Annotated in this window: 13 protein-coding genes; 10 read left to right on the top strand and 3 right to left on the bottom strand. The window is 64.1% G+C overall.

Translation table 11 applies throughout. The features are described from left to right. Positions 1 to 140: 140 nt before the first annotated feature. A complete protein-coding gene (locus RIN61_RS10550) occupies positions 141 to 566 on the top strand; it encodes a DUF2269 domain-containing protein (protein ID WP_133976150.1) in 426 nt (141 codons plus the stop codon). 129 nt (positions 567 to 695) lie between these two features. Here RIN61_RS10550 and RIN61_RS10545 read toward each other — a convergent pair whose 3' ends face one another. Further along, entirely contained in the window at positions 696 to 1352 is a 657-nt protein-coding gene (locus RIN61_RS10545) for a histidinol-phosphatase (protein ID WP_313857079.1), read from the bottom strand. A 141-nt stretch (positions 1353 to 1493) separates the two neighbouring features. Here RIN61_RS10545 and RIN61_RS10540 point away from each other — a divergent pair, with 141 nt between their 5' ends. Both RIN61_RS10540 and ptsP read left to right on the top strand, forming a co-directional pair. Further along, positions 1494 to 1973, top strand: a complete 480-nt coding sequence (locus tag RIN61_RS10540; RefSeq protein WP_003249017.1) for an RNA pyrophosphohydrolase — start codon at positions 1494 to 1496, stop codon at positions 1971 to 1973. Between the two features lie 22 nt (positions 1974 to 1995). Further along, positions 1996 to 4275, top strand: coding sequence for a phosphoenolpyruvate--protein phosphotransferase (gene ptsP, locus RIN61_RS10535; protein WP_013974668.1), 2280 nt, complete (start codon positions 1996 to 1998; stop codon positions 4273 to 4275). A 134-nt stretch (positions 4276 to 4409) separates the two neighbouring features. Here ptsP and RIN61_RS10530 read toward each other — a convergent pair whose 3' ends face one another. Then, entirely contained in the window at positions 4410 to 5156 is a 747-nt protein-coding gene (locus tag RIN61_RS10530) for an NRDE family protein (RefSeq protein WP_313857076.1), read from the bottom strand. Between the two features lie 129 nt (positions 5157 to 5285). On the opposite strand from RIN61_RS10530, the gene RIN61_RS10525 reads away from it, so the two are divergent. Genes RIN61_RS10525 through RIN61_RS10515 form a run of 3 tightly spaced genes read left to right on the top strand, consistent with a single transcriptional unit; the run spans position 5286 to position 7914 of the window. Beyond that, positions 5286 to 6068, top strand: coding sequence for a sulfite exporter TauE/SafE family protein (locus tag RIN61_RS10525; protein WP_215520530.1), 783 nt, complete (start codon positions 5286 to 5288; stop codon positions 6066 to 6068). 16 nt (positions 6069 to 6084) lie between these two features. Beyond that, positions 6085 to 6894 carry a prolipoprotein diacylglyceryl transferase gene (gene lgt, locus RIN61_RS10520; protein ID WP_313857072.1) on the top strand — a complete coding sequence of 270 codons (810 nt, stop codon included), beginning with the start codon at positions 6085 to 6087 and terminating at the stop codon, positions 6892 to 6894. A gap of 48 nt (positions 6895 to 6942) precedes the next feature. Beyond that, a complete protein-coding gene (locus RIN61_RS10515; protein ID WP_013974664.1) occupies positions 6943 to 7914 on the top strand; it encodes a thymidylate synthase in 972 nt (323 codons plus the stop codon). 118 nt (positions 7915 to 8032) lie between these two features. Here the strand turns inward: RIN61_RS10515 and cadR are convergent, their stop codons facing one another. After that, entirely contained in the window at positions 8033 to 8476 is a 444-nt protein-coding gene (gene cadR / locus RIN61_RS10510; RefSeq protein ID WP_201201371.1) for a cadmium resistance transcriptional regulator CadR, read from the bottom strand. An 83-nt stretch (positions 8477 to 8559) separates the two neighbouring features. Between cadR and RIN61_RS10505 the strand changes: the two genes are divergently transcribed. The 4 genes from RIN61_RS10505 (at position 8560) to RIN61_RS10490 (ending at position 14656) form a co-directional block, all read left to right on the top strand. Further along, positions 8560 to 10773, top strand: coding sequence for a heavy metal translocating P-type ATPase (locus RIN61_RS10505; RefSeq protein ID WP_313857065.1), 2214 nt, complete (start codon positions 8560 to 8562; stop codon positions 10771 to 10773). A 9-nt stretch (positions 10774 to 10782) separates the two neighbouring features. Beyond that, on the top strand, positions 10783 to 11652 hold the full coding sequence (locus tag RIN61_RS10500) for a LysR family transcriptional regulator (RefSeq protein ID WP_112249736.1): 870 nt from the start codon (positions 10783 to 10785) through the stop codon (positions 11650 to 11652). A gap of 219 nt (positions 11653 to 11871) precedes the next feature. Beyond that, the gene (locus RIN61_RS10495; RefSeq protein ID WP_215520528.1) at positions 11872 to 12930 is read left to right on the top strand and encodes a putative 2-aminoethylphosphonate ABC transporter ATP-binding protein; all 1059 of its coding nucleotides are present in this window, start codon (positions 11872 to 11874) and stop codon (positions 12928 to 12930) included. Between the two features lies 1 nt (position 12931). Beyond that, positions 12932 to 14656: a putative 2-aminoethylphosphonate ABC transporter permease subunit gene (locus RIN61_RS10490; protein WP_313857062.1), complete on the top strand. Its 1725-nt coding sequence runs from the start codon at positions 12932 to 12934 to the stop codon at positions 14654 to 14656. Positions 14657 to 14664 lie beyond the last annotated feature (8 nt).

Here is a 14664-nt window from a genome sequence, read left to right as displayed (position 1 = left end):
GCTGGGGCTGATGGCCCTTTCGCGGGCTTGCCCGCTCCCACAGGTACTGCGCAGGCCTCAGGGCCTGTGATATCCCTGTGGGAGCGGGCAAGCCCGCGAAGAAGCCTGCACAAAATGGCCTGCTTAAGGACAACCGAGACATGGAACACCTGACCACCCTCAAGACCCTGCACATCATCGCCACCGCACTCCTGCTGCTGGGCGCTCTGGGCCTGGCGCTCTGGACCGTGCGCGCCCGCCGTCAGGGCGATGCCGAGGCCTACGCCAAGCTGCTGCGTCGCCCGCTGGTGTTCGTCTGGCTGGTGATGGGTCTGTGCCTGGTGAGCATGCCGTTCACCGGCTGGTGGCTGGTACACCTGGTGGGCTGGCCGCTGGGGCAGACCTGGGTGCTGGCTTCCAGCGTCATCTATACGCTGGGCGCGTTTGCCGTGTGGTGGCTGCTGGTGCGGCTGAACCGGCTGCGCAAGGCCGAGGTGGTCGGGTTGCGCTTGACCTTGGCATTGGCGGTGTTCAGTGGGGTTTGCTTCCTGTCCATCGCAGGGCTGATGGGGGCCAAGCCGGTCTGACAGCCTTGTGCTGTATGTGCTGGCCTCTTCGCGGGTAAACCCGCTCCCACAGGCTATGCGCAAGGCTTGAGGGCTGTGCAGTACCTGTGGGAGCGGGTTTACCCGCGAAGAGGCCGGCACAGGAAAACCTCAATCCCGCAGTGAAACCACCGGCCACCCGCGCTTCTCGGCCTCCGCCCGCAGCTTCGGGTCGGGGTCCACCGCCACCGCATGCGCTACCCGCTGCAGCAACGGCAGGTCATTCATCGAGTCGCTATAGAAATAGCTGTCCTCAAGATCGAAGCCGTTCTCCAGCATCCAGCGCTCCAGCCGCGTCACCTTGCCTTCACGGAAACACGGTATATCGGTACTACGCCCGGTATAGCGGCCATCACGCTTCTCACATTCGGTCGCCAGCAACACGCGAACACCCAGGCGCCGGGCAATCGGTGCAGTGACGAAGCGGTTGGTGGCGGTGATGATCACAAGCTGGTCGCCGGCCTCGCGGTGCTGCTGCAGCAACCTCAGCGCCTTGGGCAGGATGATCGGCTCGATGCAGTCGCGCATGAAATCGCGGTGCCATTCGTCGAGCTGGGCTACCGGTGTTGCCGCAAGGATTTCCATGGAAAAGGCCAGGTAGGCCTGCAGGTCCAGGGTGCCGTTCAGGTAGTCCTGATAGAAGCCATCGTTGCGTTGCTTGTAGGCAATCGGGTCGAGAATGCCGCGCTGGCAAAGGTAGTCACCCCAGGCATGGTCGCTGTCGCCACCGAGGAGGGTATTGTCCAGGTCGAATAAAGCCAGGCGCATCGCGGTCACTCGCATCAGCCACAGGGTAGGCCCGCAGAATACGGAGTTTTCACGCAGCTGCACATAAGCTTTGCGGGCGCGTTGCTGCGCTCGCAAGCTTTGTGGAACAATGCGGTGACATGCGTTTGCGAGGTTGCTGCCGTGATCGACCCGGATGGTTTTCGCCCCAACGTCGGGATCATTCTCACGAATGATGCCGGGCAGGTGCTATGGGCTCGACGGATCAACCAGGATGCCTGGCAGTTTCCCCAGGGTGGTATCAACCCTGACGAGACGCCGGAAGATGCCCTGTACCGCGAGCTGAACGAAGAAGTTGGCCTTGAACGCGATGATGTGGAAATTCTTGCCTGCACCCGTGGCTGGTTGCGTTATCGTTTACCCCAGCGACTGGTGCGTACGCATAGCCAGCCGCTGTGCATCGGCCAGAAGCAGAAATGGTTCCTGCTGCGCCTGGTCAGCAACGAACAACGGGTGCGGATGGACCTGACCGGCAAGCCGGAATTCGATGGTTGGCGCTGGGTCAGCTATTGGTACCCGCTGGGCCAGGTTGTGACATTCAAGCGCGAGGTCTACCGACGCGCCCTGAAAGAGCTAGCACCGCGTCTGCTGACGCGCGACTGACGACGGAGTTCGACCCCGAGCCATGCTCAATACGCTGCGCAAGATCGTCCAGGAAGTAAACTCCGCCAAAGATCTCAAGTCGGCGTTGGGGATCATTGTCTTGCGTGTCAAGGAGGCCATGGGCAGCCAGGTCTGCTCGGTCTACCTGCTCGACCCGGAAACCAACCGCTTCGTGCTGATGGCCACCGAAGGCCTGAACAAGCGTTCCATCGGCAAGGTCAGCATGGCCCCCAACGAAGGCCTGGTCGGCCTGGTCGGTACCCGGGAAGAGCCGTTGAACCTGGAAAACGCTGCCGACCACCCGCGTTACCGCTACTTTGCCGAAACCGGCGAAGAAAAATTCGCGTCGTTCCTTGGTGCGCCGATCATCCACCACCGCCGCGTGGTCGGGGTACTGGTCATCCAGCAAAAGGAGCGCCGCCAGTTCGACGAAGGCGAAGAAGCCTTCCTGGTCACCATGAGCGCCCAGCTCGCCGGGGTTATCGCCCACGCCGAAGCGACCGGCTCGATCCGCGGCCTGGGCCGCCAGGGCAAGGGCATCCAGGAAGCGCGCTTCGTCGGCGTGCCGGGCTCGCCTGGCGCCGCCGTGGGGCGCGCCGTAGTGATGCTGCCGCCAGCCGATCTGGAAGTGGTGCCGGACAAGACTGTCGACGACATCGACGCCGAACTGAAGCTGTTCCAGAACGCCCTCGAAGGCGTGCGCGACGATATGCGCAAGCTGTCGGCCAAGCTGGCCACCCAGCTGCGCCCGGAGGAGCGCGCGCTGTTCGATGTGTACCTGATGATGCTCGAAGATGCGGCCCTGGGCGGTGAGGTGACCGAGGTCATCAAGACCGGCCAGTGGGCCCAGGGCGCCCTGCGCCAGGTGGTGGGCGAGCATGTCAACCGCTTCGAGCTGATGGACGATGACTACCTGCGCGAGCGCGCCTCCGACGTCAAGGACCTGGGCCGGCGCCTGCTGGCCTACCTGCAGGAAGCCCGCGCGCAGTCGCTGGTGTATGCCGACAACACCATCCTGGTCAGCGAAGAGCTGACCCCGGCGATGCTCGGCGAAGTGCCGGAAGGCAAGCTGGTCGGCCTGGTCTCGGTATTGGGCTCGGGCAACTCCCACGTAGCCATCCTGGCCCGCGCCATGGGCATCCCCACGGTGATGGGCCTGGTCGATTTGCCTTATTCCAAGGTCGACGGCATCGAGATGATCGTCGACGGCTACAAGGGCGAGGTGTTCACCAACCCCAGCGAAGTGCTGCGCAAGCAGTACAGCGACGTGGTCGAGGAGGAGCGCCAGCTGGCCCAGGGCCTGGATGCCCTGCGCGAACTGCCGTGCGTTACCCCGGACGGCCATCGCATGCCGCTGTGGGTCAATACCGGCCTGCTCGCCGATGTGGCCCGTGCCCAGCAGCGCGGCGCCGAAGGGGTGGGGCTGTACCGCACCGAAGTGCCGTTCATGATCAACCAGCGCTTCCCCAGCGAGAAAGAGCAGTTGGCCATCTACCGCGAGCAGCTGGCGGCCTTCCACCCGCTGCCAGTGACCATGCGTACTCTCGACATCGGCGGCGACAAGTCGCTGTCGTACTTTCCGATCAAGGAAGAAAACCCGTTCCTGGGCTGGCGCGGCATCCGCGTCACCCTCGACCACCCGGAAATCTTCCTGGTGCAGACCCGCGCCATGCTCAAGGCCAGCGAGGGGCTGAACAACCTGCGCATCCTGCTGCCGATGATTTCCGGCATCCATGAGCTGGAAGAAGCGTTGCACCTGATCCACCGCGCCTGGGGCGAGGTGCGTGACGAAGGTACCGATGTGCCGATGCCGCCGGTTGGCGTGATGGTGGAAATTCCTGCGGCGGTGTACCAGACCAAGGAGCTGGCGCGGCAGGTGGACTTCCTGTCGGTCGGCTCCAACGACCTGACCCAGTATCTGCTGGCGGTGGATCGCAACAACCCGCGTGTCGCCGACCTGTACGACTACCTGCACCCGGCGGTGTTGCAGGCGCTGAACACGGTAGTGCGCGACGCCCATGGTGAAGGCAAGCCGGTAAGTATCTGCGGTGAGATGGCCGGTGACCCGGCAGCGGCGATCCTGTTGATGGCCATGGGCTTCGACAGCCTGTCGATGAACGCCACCAACCTGCCGAAGGTGAAGTGGATGCTGCGCCAGGTGAACATGAGCAAGGCCAAGGAGCTGCTGGTGGAGGCCTTGAGCCATGACAACCCGCAGGTTATCCACAGCTCGCTGCAGCTGGCCCTGAAGAACCTCGGGTTGGCGCGGATGATCGGGCCTGGGGCCAATAAAACCCTGTGAATGTGAGGTAGCCTGTTCCGGCCTCTTCGCGGGTAAACCCGCTCCCACAGGTACTGCGCAGCCTTCAGATGCGGCGCAGTACCTGTGGGAGCGGGTTTACCCGCGAAGAGGCCGGAGCAAGCAACATCAAATTATCAGACCAGCAACTCAACTTCCCCCAAGTGCCCACCAAAAGGCCCGAAACTGCGCTCAACCAGACGCCTTCTGCCCTGATCATCCACAATCAGCACCGTGCTCGCCCGCGTCCCGTAGTTCTGGCTGGCAATGAACACACTCGACAGCAGCTTCTCGGTCGCCAAACCAACGCCCGTCTCCGGCAACTCGCCCTCCGGCGCCGGTTCGGCATCGGCCAGCAACGCCAGCAAGCGCTGTGGCTCCGGCGTTTCCAGTAACCCTTCCAGCCCACTACGCGCCTTCACCAGCTTCGGCCAAGGCGTATCCAGCCCGGCATTGGAAAGCCCGTAAATCCCTGCCTCCAGCAAGCGCGGCGCTGCGTCCCGGGCATGCAGATAACCCAGCTGCCGCCCATCGCCCACCAGCAAGTTGAACCCCGAATACTGCCCGCTGCGGCTGGCCACCTGGTCCAGATAGGCCTCGACCCCCGACTCACCCTGCAGATACGCCGCCACCAGCTCGCCCCGCGAGCGCGGCCCCAGTGGCTGCCCCGGGTCACGAATATTGGTCAGCGCCGCGAACCGCCCCTGCGGGCCCACGCCCAGCCAGGTGCCACCGGCCTCCAGGTCGCGCCCGGCATATATCCCGGGCGCATCCTCCCAGGCCGCCAAGGCTTGGGTGGGGCGGGCATAGAACTCATCGCGGTTGGCCGCCACGATCAGCGGCAGGGCATGTTCCGGCCGCCAGGCGAATACGATCAGGCACATCGATCAGGCCTCTGGTTTTTTTGTCACTGTACGCACAGCGGCACGGAGGATCCATCCTGACACACTGTTCACTAGAGCCTCGAGCCCGGCTTCCGTTACCATGCCGCATTGTTTTCTCGGGGAAGACGAATGGAATTCGTACTCTATCTGCTGTTGGGGGCCTGTGCCGGTGTGCTGGCCGGGCTGTTCGGCGTGGGCGGCGGTATCATCATCGTGCCGGTACTGGTGTTCAGCTTCACCTTGCAGGGTTTCGATGCCTCGGTGCTGACCCACCTGGCGGTCGGTACCTCGCTGGCAACCATCGTCTTCACCTCGATCAACGCCGTGCTCGAGCACCATCGCAAGGGCGCGGTGCAATGGCCGATCTTTGCCTGGATGACCCTCGGCATCCTCCTCGGGGCCGGTGTCGGGGCAAAGACCGCCTCGCTGATCCAGGGGCCGCTGCTGCAAAAGATCATCGGGGTGTTCGCCCTGGTCATCGCCGCGCAGATGGCCCTGGACCTCAAGCCCAAGGCCAGTCGTGGTATCCCCGGCAAGCCCGCGCTGATCGGTGCAGGTGGGGTGATCGGCTGGGCTTCGGCCATTTTCGGCATCGGCGGCGGTTCGCTGACCGTGCCGTTCCTGACCTGGCGCAGCCTGCCCATGCAGCAGGCAGTGGCCACATCTTCGGCCTGTGGCCTGCCGATTGCCTTGGCCAGTGCCTTCAGTTTCATGCTGCTGGGTTGGCACGAGGAGCACCTGCCGGACCACAGCCTGGGTTACGTATACCTGCCGGCGCTGCTCGGCATTGCCGTGACCAGCATGTTTTTCGCCCGCTTCGGCGCGCGCCTGGCGCACAAACTGTCGCCACGTTTGTTGAAACGCCTGTTCGCAGCCCTGTTGTTCTGTGTCGGCCTCAGCTTTTTGATTTGAATCGAGAGGAAGTTCCATGCTGCCTTACCCGCAGATAGACCCCGTGGCCGTCGCCATCGGGCCGCTGAAAATCCATTGGTACGGCCTGATGTACCTGGTCGGCATCGGCGGTGCCTGGCTGCTCGCCTCGCGCCGGCTGAACCGCTTCGACCCCACCTGGACGCGCGAAAAGCTCTCCGACCTGGTGTTCTGGCTGTCGATGGGCGTGATCGTCGGTGGCCGCCTGGGCTACGTGCTGTTCTACGACCTGCACGCCTACCTGGCCAACCCGACGCTTATCTTCGAGGTATGGAAGGGCGGCATGTCGTTCCATGGCGGTTTCATCGGCGTGATGCTGGCGGCCTTGTGGTTCGGCAAGCGCAACAACAAGTCGTTCTTCGAGCTGATGGACTTCGTCGCCCCGCTGGTGCCGATCGGCCTGGGGGCCGGGCGCATCGGCAACTTCATCAACGCCGAGCTGTGGGGCAAGGCCACCGATGTGCCGTGGGCGATGGTCTTCCCGCCGTTCAGCGACCCGGCGCAGCTGCCGCGTCACCCGTCGCAGCTGTACCAATTCGCGCTGGAAGGTGTGGCATTATTCGTCATTCTCTGGCTGTACTCGCGCAAGCTGCGCCCGACCATGGCCGTTTCCGGTATGTTCGCGCTGTTCTACGGCATTTTCCGCTTTATCGTGGAATTCGTGCGCGTACCCGACGCCCAGCTCGGCTACATAGCCTTCGGCTGGTTGACCATGGGTCAGTTGCTGTGTGTGCCGATGATCGTTGGCGGCATATTCCTGATCTGGTGGGCCTACAACCGTAAACCAACGGCCAAGGCCGCCGTCTGATTTCCACGGCAGGGGCGATCCCTCTGCCGTTCTCGTTACAGGTAAGCCATGAAACAGTATTTAGACCTGGTCCGCGACGTCATCGACAACGGCACGCTGCAAGGCAACCGCACCGGCATCCGCACCATCAGCCTGCCGGGCGCCATGCTGCGTTTCGACTTGCAGAAGGGCTTCCCGGCCATTACCACGCGCAAGCTGGCGTTCAAGTCGGCGATCGGCGAAATGGTCGGTTTCCTGCGTGGCGTGAAGAACGCCGGCGAGTTCCGTGAGCTGGGTTGCAAGGTCTGGGACCAGAATGCCAACGAGAACGCCCAATGGCTGGCCAACCCGTTCCGCCAGGGCCATGACGACCTGGGCGAGATCTACGGCGTGCAATGGCGCCAATGGCCGGGCTACAAGCGCATCCCGCTGAGCAACCCGGCGGCCATCGAAATGGCCGAGAAGGCGGGCTTCCGCCGCATTGCCCAGGACGAGGAGGACGGCGTCGCGTTCGTCATCCTGTACAAGGCCATCGACCAGGTGCGCCAGTGCCTGGACACCATCGCCAACGACCCGGGCAGCCGCCGTATCCTGTTCCACGGCTGGAACTGTGCGCAGCTGGACGAGATGGCCCTGCCGCCGTGCCACCTGCTGTACCAGTTCCACCCGAATGTGGAGACCAGGGAGATTTCCCTGACCCTCTACATCCGCTCCAACGACCTGGGCCTGGGTACGCCGTTCAACCTCACCGAAGGCGCGGCGCTGCTGTCGCTGTTCGGCCGCCTGACCGGCTACACGCCGCGCTGGTTCACCTACTTCATTGGCGATGCCCATGTGTATGAAAACCACCTGGACATGCTCAACGAGCAGCTCAAGCGTGAGCCGCTGGAGGCACCGAAGCTGGTGATCAGCGACCGCGTGCCGGCGTTTGCCGAAACCGGCAAGTACGAGCCGGAGTGGCTGGAAAAGATCGAACCGAGCGATTTCTGGCTGGAAGGGTATGAGCATCATGCGCCGATGACAGCGCCGATGGCGGTCTGACAGATCTCTATTTGCCTGAACTGGCCTATTCGCGGGTAAACCCGCTCCCACAGGTACTGCACAGGTCTGAGCTTTGTGCGGTCACTGTGGGAGCGGGTTTACCCGCGAAGCCTTTGGCTCAATGCCCGTGGCTTCGCCCCACATGCGAATGCTCGGTATCCGGCACCGATACCGCCCCGTTCGTCTCCAGCTGCTGCAAGATCGCGCACTCCGAACCCTGCGCATTGCAGCGCCGCCGTAGCTCTACCAACTGCTCCTGCAATGCCACCAGCCCATCGATCCGTGCCTGCACATGCTCGATATGCTCGTCGATGAGCGCATTGACGCTGCCACACGAATCATCCGGGCTGTCGCGCAGGCGTAGCAGGCTGCGGATTTCGTCCAGGGTCATGTCCAGCGTGCGGCAGTTGCGGATGAAGGTCAGCCGTTCCACATGGGCCTGGGTGTACAGCCGATAGTTACCCTCGCTGCGCGCCGGTTCCGGCAGCAGGTTTTCCCGCTCGTAATAACGGATGGTTTCCACCGCGCAGTCGGTGGCTTTGGCCAATTCTCCGATCTTCATCACGAAATCTCCCGCTGATGGCTTGACCCTATAGTGGCTACAGGGTGTTCACTTGGCAACAGGCTCAATTTAAGGATGACCCCATGAACCAGCCTGTCAGCCACGAACACAAGCACGATCACCACGCTCATAGCTGCTGTGGCGCTGCCGCTGCACCCGCGAAGGTGCAACTGAGCGAGAACACCAGCAGCCACGCCCAGTTCAGCCGCTTTCGCATCGATGCCATGGACTGCCCCACCGAGCAGACGCTGATCCAGGACAAGCTGGGCAAGCTGGCGGGTATCGAGCAGTTGGAATTCAACCTGATCAACCGCGTGCTTGGCGTGCGCCATACCTTGAACGGTACCGCCGACATCGAGCGGGCCATCGATAGCCTGGGCATGAAGGCCGAGCCCATGGGTGCCGAGGACGACAATAGCGCCAGTGCTCCGCCGCTGGCCAAGACCCGCTGGTGGCCGCTGGCATTTTCAGGTGTTGCCGCGATCGCCGCTGAAATCGTGCACTTCTCCGCGCTCGCACCTGAGTGGGTGGTGGCAGCCCTGGCGCTGGCGGCCATCCTCGGCTGCGGGTTGGGCACCTACAAGAAGGGCTGGATAGCCCTGAGAAACCGCAACCTCAACATCAACGCGCTGATGAGCATTGCCGTTACCGGCGCGGTACTGATCGGCCAGTGGCCGGAAGCGGCCATGGTGATGGTGCTGTTCACCGTCGCCGAACTGATCGAAGCCCGCTCGCTGGACCGCGCGCGCAATGCCATCGGTGGCCTGATGCAGCTCACCCCGGACATGGCCACCGTGTGCCAGGCTGATGGCCAGTGGCGGGAAGTGGAGGTGCGGGAGGTGGCCATCGGTGCCCTGGTGCGGGTACGCCCAGGCGAACGCATTGGCCTGGATGGTGAGGTGACCAGCGGGCAATCCAGCGTCGATCAGGCACCGATCACCGGCGAAAGCCTGCCTGTGGAAAAGGCCGTAGGCGATAAACTGTTCGCTGGCACCATCAACCAGGCAGGGGCGCTGGAGTTCCGCGTTACCGCTGCAGCCGGGCAATCGACCCTGGCGCGGATCATCAAGGCCGTCGAGGAAGCGCAAGGCGCGCGGGCGCCTACCCAGCGTTTCGTCGACCGCTTCTCGCGCATCTATACCCCGGTGGTGTTCGCTATCGCCCTGGCCGTTGCGGTGATACCGCCGCTGTTCATGGCCGGTGCCTGGTTCGACTGGGTCTATCGCGCCCTGGTGCTGCTGGTGGTGGCCTGCCCATGCGCCCTGGTGATCTCGACCCCGGTGACCATCGTCAGCGGCCTGGCCGCCGCCGCGCGCAAGGGCATCCTGATCAAGGGTGGGGTGTACCTGGAAGGCGGGCGCCAGCTGGACTTCCTGGCCCTGGACAAGACCGGCACCATCACCCATGGCAAGCCGGTGCAGACCGACGCCAAGGTGCTGGAGCCGCTGTTCGAAGGCCGCGCGCAAGCCCTGGCCGCCAGCCTGGGCGAGCGTTCGGACCACCCGGTTTCCCGCGCCATTGCCCAATTCGGCAAGGAGCAAGGCCTGGCCTTGAGCGAGGTCGATGACTTCGCCGCCCTGGCCGGGCGCGGCGTGCGTGGCACCATCGCGGGGGAGGTTTACCACCTGGGCAACCACCGTCTGGTCGAGGAACTGGGGCTGTGCTCGCCTGAGCTCGAGGCCCAGCTGGATGCGTTGGAGCGCCAAGGCAAGACCGTTGTGCTGCTGCTCGACCGCTCTGGCCCGTTGGCGCTGTTCGCGGTTGCCGACACGGTCAAGGAAAGCAGTCGCCAGGCCATCGCCGAGCTACATGAACTGGGCATCAAGACTGTCATGCTGACCGGTGACAATCCGCATACCGCGCAGGCCATCGCCACCGTGGTGGGTATCGACCGTGCCGAAGGCAACCTGCTGCCAGCCGACAAGCTCAAGAGCATCGAAGCCCTGTACGCCCGGGGCCATCGGGTGGGCATGGTCGGTGACGGCATCAACGACGCCCCGGCGCTGGCCCGCGCCGAGATCGGTTTTGCCATGGCGGCGGCCGGTACCGACACTGCCATCGAGACGGCCGATGTGGCGCTGTTGGACGATGACTTGCGGAAAATCCCGGCCTTCGTCAGGCTGTCGCGCCAAAGTGCGGCGATCCTCATGCAGAACATCGTTCTGGCGTTGGGCATCAAGGCGATCTTCCTGGCGATCACCTTTGCCGGCATGGCCACCATGTGGATGGCGGTGTTTGCCGACATGGGCGTGAGCCTGCTGGTGGTATTCAACGGCTTGCGCCTGTTGCGCAAATAGAGGACGTGCATGCTGAGTTCGGAGCTGAAAGCCTTCTACATGGTGGCCCGCCTGGGCAGTATCACCCTGGCGGCGAAGAAGCTCGGGCTCAGCCAGCCCACGGTGACCACGCAGATTCGCAACCTGGAGAGCCAGTACGCGGTGGAGCTGTTCTACCGAGGCGGGCGGCGCCTGGTGCTGAGCGAGGAGGGCGTGCGCCTGCTGCCGATGGTCAAGGCACTGCTGCAGCAGGAGGCCGACATCGAATTCGAGCTGCGCAACAGCGGCCAGGCCCAGGGCAGCTTGCGCATTGCGGCCACGGCGCCGTACTACATTCTCGACCTGGTGAAGATCTACCGCGAACGCCTGCCGCAGGTGGAAGTAGCGGTGGAAATCGGCAACTCGCAGCAGGTGCTGGAGATGCTCGAGGACTACCGGGTGGATATCGCCGCTTCGTCGCAACTGCTGGAAGACTCGCGGTTGGTGCGGCGGGTGCTGGGGATGGACCCATTGGTAGTCGCGGTGCATCGCAACCACCCGTTGGCACACCGCCAGGCGGTGTCCATCGACGTAGTGGCCGGGCATTGCCTGCTGATGCGCGAGAAAGGCTCGACCACGCGCAAGCTGACCGAGCAGATGATGCAGGAGGCCGGGGTGAAGGCCACGGCATTGCTGGAGATTGGCAGCCGCGAATCGATCCGCGAGGCGGTGCTGCGCAATATCGGCATCAGCGTGATTGCCCGGCATGAGGTGCCGCACAACCCTGAATTGCGGGTGCTGGCGCTGGATAACGCGCCGGTGATGCATGAGTACCTGTATTGCCTGAAGGAGCGGCGCCAGGCCCGGTTGCCGGCGGCGTTCCTTGGGGTGGCGCAGGAAGTTGCCGGTTCACACTTCTAGACCTGTGTTGGCTTCTTCGCGGGTAAACCCGCTCCCACAGGTACTGCACAGCCTTCAGATGCGGCGCGATCCCTGTGGGAGCGGGTTTACCCGCGAAGAGGCCCGCGAAGGCCACTACCAAATCTGCCTATACCACTATCACCCGCTTTTGCCCTAAAGCCACAGAACCTTCGCACAGCCTTCCTAGCATGGCCCCCATCTCTTCGATGAGGCCCTGCCATGAACCACACCACCTCCGGCGCACAGATGAAAGTGCGCAACATCCACAAGCGCTTCGGCGCCTTCACGGCGCTGAATGATGTCTCGCTGGACATTGCCGCCGGCGAACTGGTGTGCCTGCTCGGCCCGTCCGGCTGCGGCAAGACCACACTGTTGCGCTGCATCGCCGGCCTGGAGCGCCAGGACCGCGGTACGTTGTACATCGGCGAGCGCGATATCTCCGAGCTGCCACCCCAGGCCCGTGACTACGGCATCCTGTTCCAGTCCTACGCGCTGTTCCCCAACCTCACCGTCGAAGCCAACATTGCCTATGGCCTGACTGGCAGCGGCCGCGAACAGGCCCGCCTGCGCGTGGCCGAAATGCTCGAACTGGTGGGCTTGGCCGGCAGCGAGAAGAAATACCCCGGTCAGCTTTCAGGTGGCCAGCAGCAGCGTGTGGCCATGGCCCGCGCGCTGGCACCGTCGCCATCGTTGCTGCTGCTGGACGAGCCGATGTCGGCGCTGGACGCCCGGGTGCGCGAGCACCTGTGCACCGAACTGCGTCAGCTGCAGCGTCAGCTGGGTATCACCACGCTGATGGTCACCCACAACCAGGACGAGGCCATGCTGATGGCCGACCGCATTGCGGTGATGAACAACGGCCAGGTCGAGCAGTACGCCACCCCGCAGGAAATCTACGACCAGCCGGCCACGCCGTTCGTTGCCGAGTTCGTCGGCCAGGGCAACTGGTTGCCGTTCCAGCGCAGCAGTGACAGCCATGCCCAGGTCGGTGGCATGAACATGCGTCTGGCACCAGGTTCGGCCCGACCGAGCAGCGGCCGGCTGTTCTGCCGCCCGGAGGCGATCACGGTCAACCCGGCGGTGCACGAAGAAAACCTGTTCCCGGCCATGGTCCGTGAAATTACCTTTCTCGGTAACCGCTGCCGCATGAGCTTCGAGCTCAAGGCCCTGCCTGGTCATGCGCTGCTGGCGGAGCTGGCCCCCGAGGCCATGCCGCGGCTGGGCTCACAGGACATTTGGGTGGCGCTGCCGCCACAGAGCCTGCAGGTGTTTGCCTGAGATGGCCGCGCAAATGACCCTGCCACTGAGCCAGGCCAAGGCCGCGACGCGTGCGGGCGTCGCCCTGGGCGACCGATTGTTCGTCGTCGGTGGCAAGAGCCTGCTGCTGATTCTTCTGGTGCTGGCGGTGCTGATGCCGCTGCTGGCGATCTTCTGGCGCGGCTTCAGTGCCGAAGCGGGCCAAGGTGGTGGCCTGCTGGCGGCCCGCGAGCTGTTCGCCAGCGAAAACTTCCACTGGCTACTGGGCAACAGCCTGTCGGTGGCCTTCACGGTGGCGGCCATCGTGGTGCCGCTGGCCTACCTGTTCGCCTATGCCCTGCAACGCACGCTGATCCCGGCCAAGGGCCTGTGGCGGGGGATTTCGCTGCTGCCGCTGCTGGCGCCGTCGATGCTGCCGGCCATCGCCCTGGTCTACCTGTTCGGTAACCAGGGGCTGCTGCGCGGTTTGCTCAACGACAACATCTACGGCTTCTGGGGCATTGTGCTGGGCGAGGCCATCTACACCTTCCCGCATGCCCTGATGATCCTGCTGTCGGCGCTGTCGCTGGCCGATGCACGCCTGTTCGACGCAGCGTCCAGCATGGGGGCCGGCCCTTGGCGGGCGTTCACCAGCATTACCTGGCCGGCCACGCGCCAGGCAGTGTTCGCGGCGTTCTGCCTGGTATTTACCCTTACCATCACCGACTTCGGTGTGCCGGTCGTGGTCGGTGGCGATTATCAGGTGCTCGCGCTGGAAGCCTACAAGGCGGTGGTCGGCCAGCAACAGTTCGGCCGTGGTGCACTGATCGGCATGGTGCTGCTGGTGCCGGCGCTGCTCAGCTTTACCGTCGATGCCTGGCTGCGCCGGCGCCAGGGCGAGGCCATGAGCGGCCGTGCCCAGGTATTCGAGCCCAAGCCGTCGCGTGGCCGTGATGCCTGCTTTCTGATGATCGTGCTGCTGGTGTGCGCGGCGTTGCTGCTGGTGATCGGCATGGCGGTGTACTCGTCGCTGGTCACGTTCTGGCCCTACAACCTGTCGTTGTCGCTGCGTCACTACATGTTCGAGGACACCGCTGGTGGCGGTTGGCTGGCCTACCGCAACAGCGTGACCATGGCCATCGGCACCGCGCTGATCGGCAGCATGGTGATTTTCACCGGCGCCTACCTGATGGAGAAGACCCAGGGCCAACGCCTGCTCAACCAGGCGCTGCGCCTGCTCAGCTTCATCCCCATGGCCGTGCCGGGCCTGGTGCTGGGCCTGGGCTACGTATTCTTCTTCAACCTGAACGGCAACCCGCTGCATGTGTTCTACGGCGGCATGGGGCTACTGGTGGTGTGCACCATCGCCCACTACCTGACCACCGCGCAGATGACCGCGACCACCGCCCTGCGCCAGCTAGATGGCGAATTCGAGGCCGCCGCGTTGTCGCTGAAGGCGCCGTTGTACAGGCACTTCCTGCGGGTGACCGTGCCGATCTGCCTGCCGGCGCTGCTGGACATCATTCGCTACTTGTTCGTCTCGGCGATGACCACCGTCTCGGCGGCGATCTTCCTGTACAGCCCCGACACCATCCTGGCAGCCGTCGCCGTGCTGAACATGGACGACGCCGGCAACGTCGGTGGTGCCGCCGCCATGTCCACCCTGATCCTGCTGACCAGTGCCGGCGCTTCACTGCTGCTGGCCGCAGCCTCACGCGGCCTGCTGCGCCGCTCCCAAGCCTGGCGCCAACGCGCCGCGACTGTCTGACCTGTAGG

This window comes from Pseudomonas inefficax (genome assembly GCF_032164165.1).
Lineage (GTDB): Bacteria > Pseudomonadota > Gammaproteobacteria > Pseudomonadales > Pseudomonadaceae > Aquipseudomonas > Aquipseudomonas inefficax.
Note: the sequence above shows the minus strand (reverse complement) of the source record. Positions and strands in the feature narration are given on the sequence as shown.

What these genes read in the sequence shown, in the direction of transcription:
- RIN61_RS10550 (WP_133976150.1), top strand. Translation starts at nt 141, where the DNA reads ATGGAACACCTGACCACCCTCAAGACCCTGCACATCATCGCCACCGCA.
- RIN61_RS10545 (WP_313857079.1), bottom strand. Translation starts at nt 1,352, where the DNA reads ATGCGCCTGGCTTTATTCGACCTGGACAATACCCTCCTCGGTGGCGAC.
- ptsP (WP_013974668.1), top strand. Translation starts at nt 1,996, where the DNA reads ATGCTCAATACGCTGCGCAAGATCGTCCAGGAAGTAAACTCCGCCAAA.
- RIN61_RS10530 (WP_313857076.1), bottom strand. Translation starts at nt 5,156, where the DNA reads ATGTGCCTGATCGTATTCGCCTGGCGGCCGGAACATGCCCTGCCGCTG.
- RIN61_RS10525 (WP_215520530.1), top strand. Translation starts at nt 5,286, where the DNA reads ATGGAATTCGTACTCTATCTGCTGTTGGGGGCCTGTGCCGGTGTGCTG.
- lgt (WP_313857072.1), top strand. Translation starts at nt 6,085, where the DNA reads ATGCTGCCTTACCCGCAGATAGACCCCGTGGCCGTCGCCATCGGGCCG.
- RIN61_RS10515 (WP_013974664.1), top strand. Translation starts at nt 6,943, where the DNA reads ATGAAACAGTATTTAGACCTGGTCCGCGACGTCATCGACAACGGCACG.
- cadR (WP_201201371.1), bottom strand. Translation starts at nt 8,476, where the DNA reads ATGAAGATCGGAGAATTGGCCAAAGCCACCGACTGCGCGGTGGAAACC.
- RIN61_RS10505 (WP_313857065.1), top strand. Translation starts at nt 8,560, where the DNA reads ATGAACCAGCCTGTCAGCCACGAACACAAGCACGATCACCACGCTCAT.
- RIN61_RS10500 (WP_112249736.1), top strand. Translation starts at nt 10,783, where the DNA reads ATGCTGAGTTCGGAGCTGAAAGCCTTCTACATGGTGGCCCGCCTGGGC.
- RIN61_RS10495 (WP_215520528.1), top strand. Translation starts at nt 11,872, where the DNA reads ATGAACCACACCACCTCCGGCGCACAGATGAAAGTGCGCAACATCCAC.
- RIN61_RS10490 (WP_313857062.1), top strand. Translation starts at nt 12,932, where the DNA reads ATGGCCGCGCAAATGACCCTGCCACTGAGCCAGGCCAAGGCCGCGACG.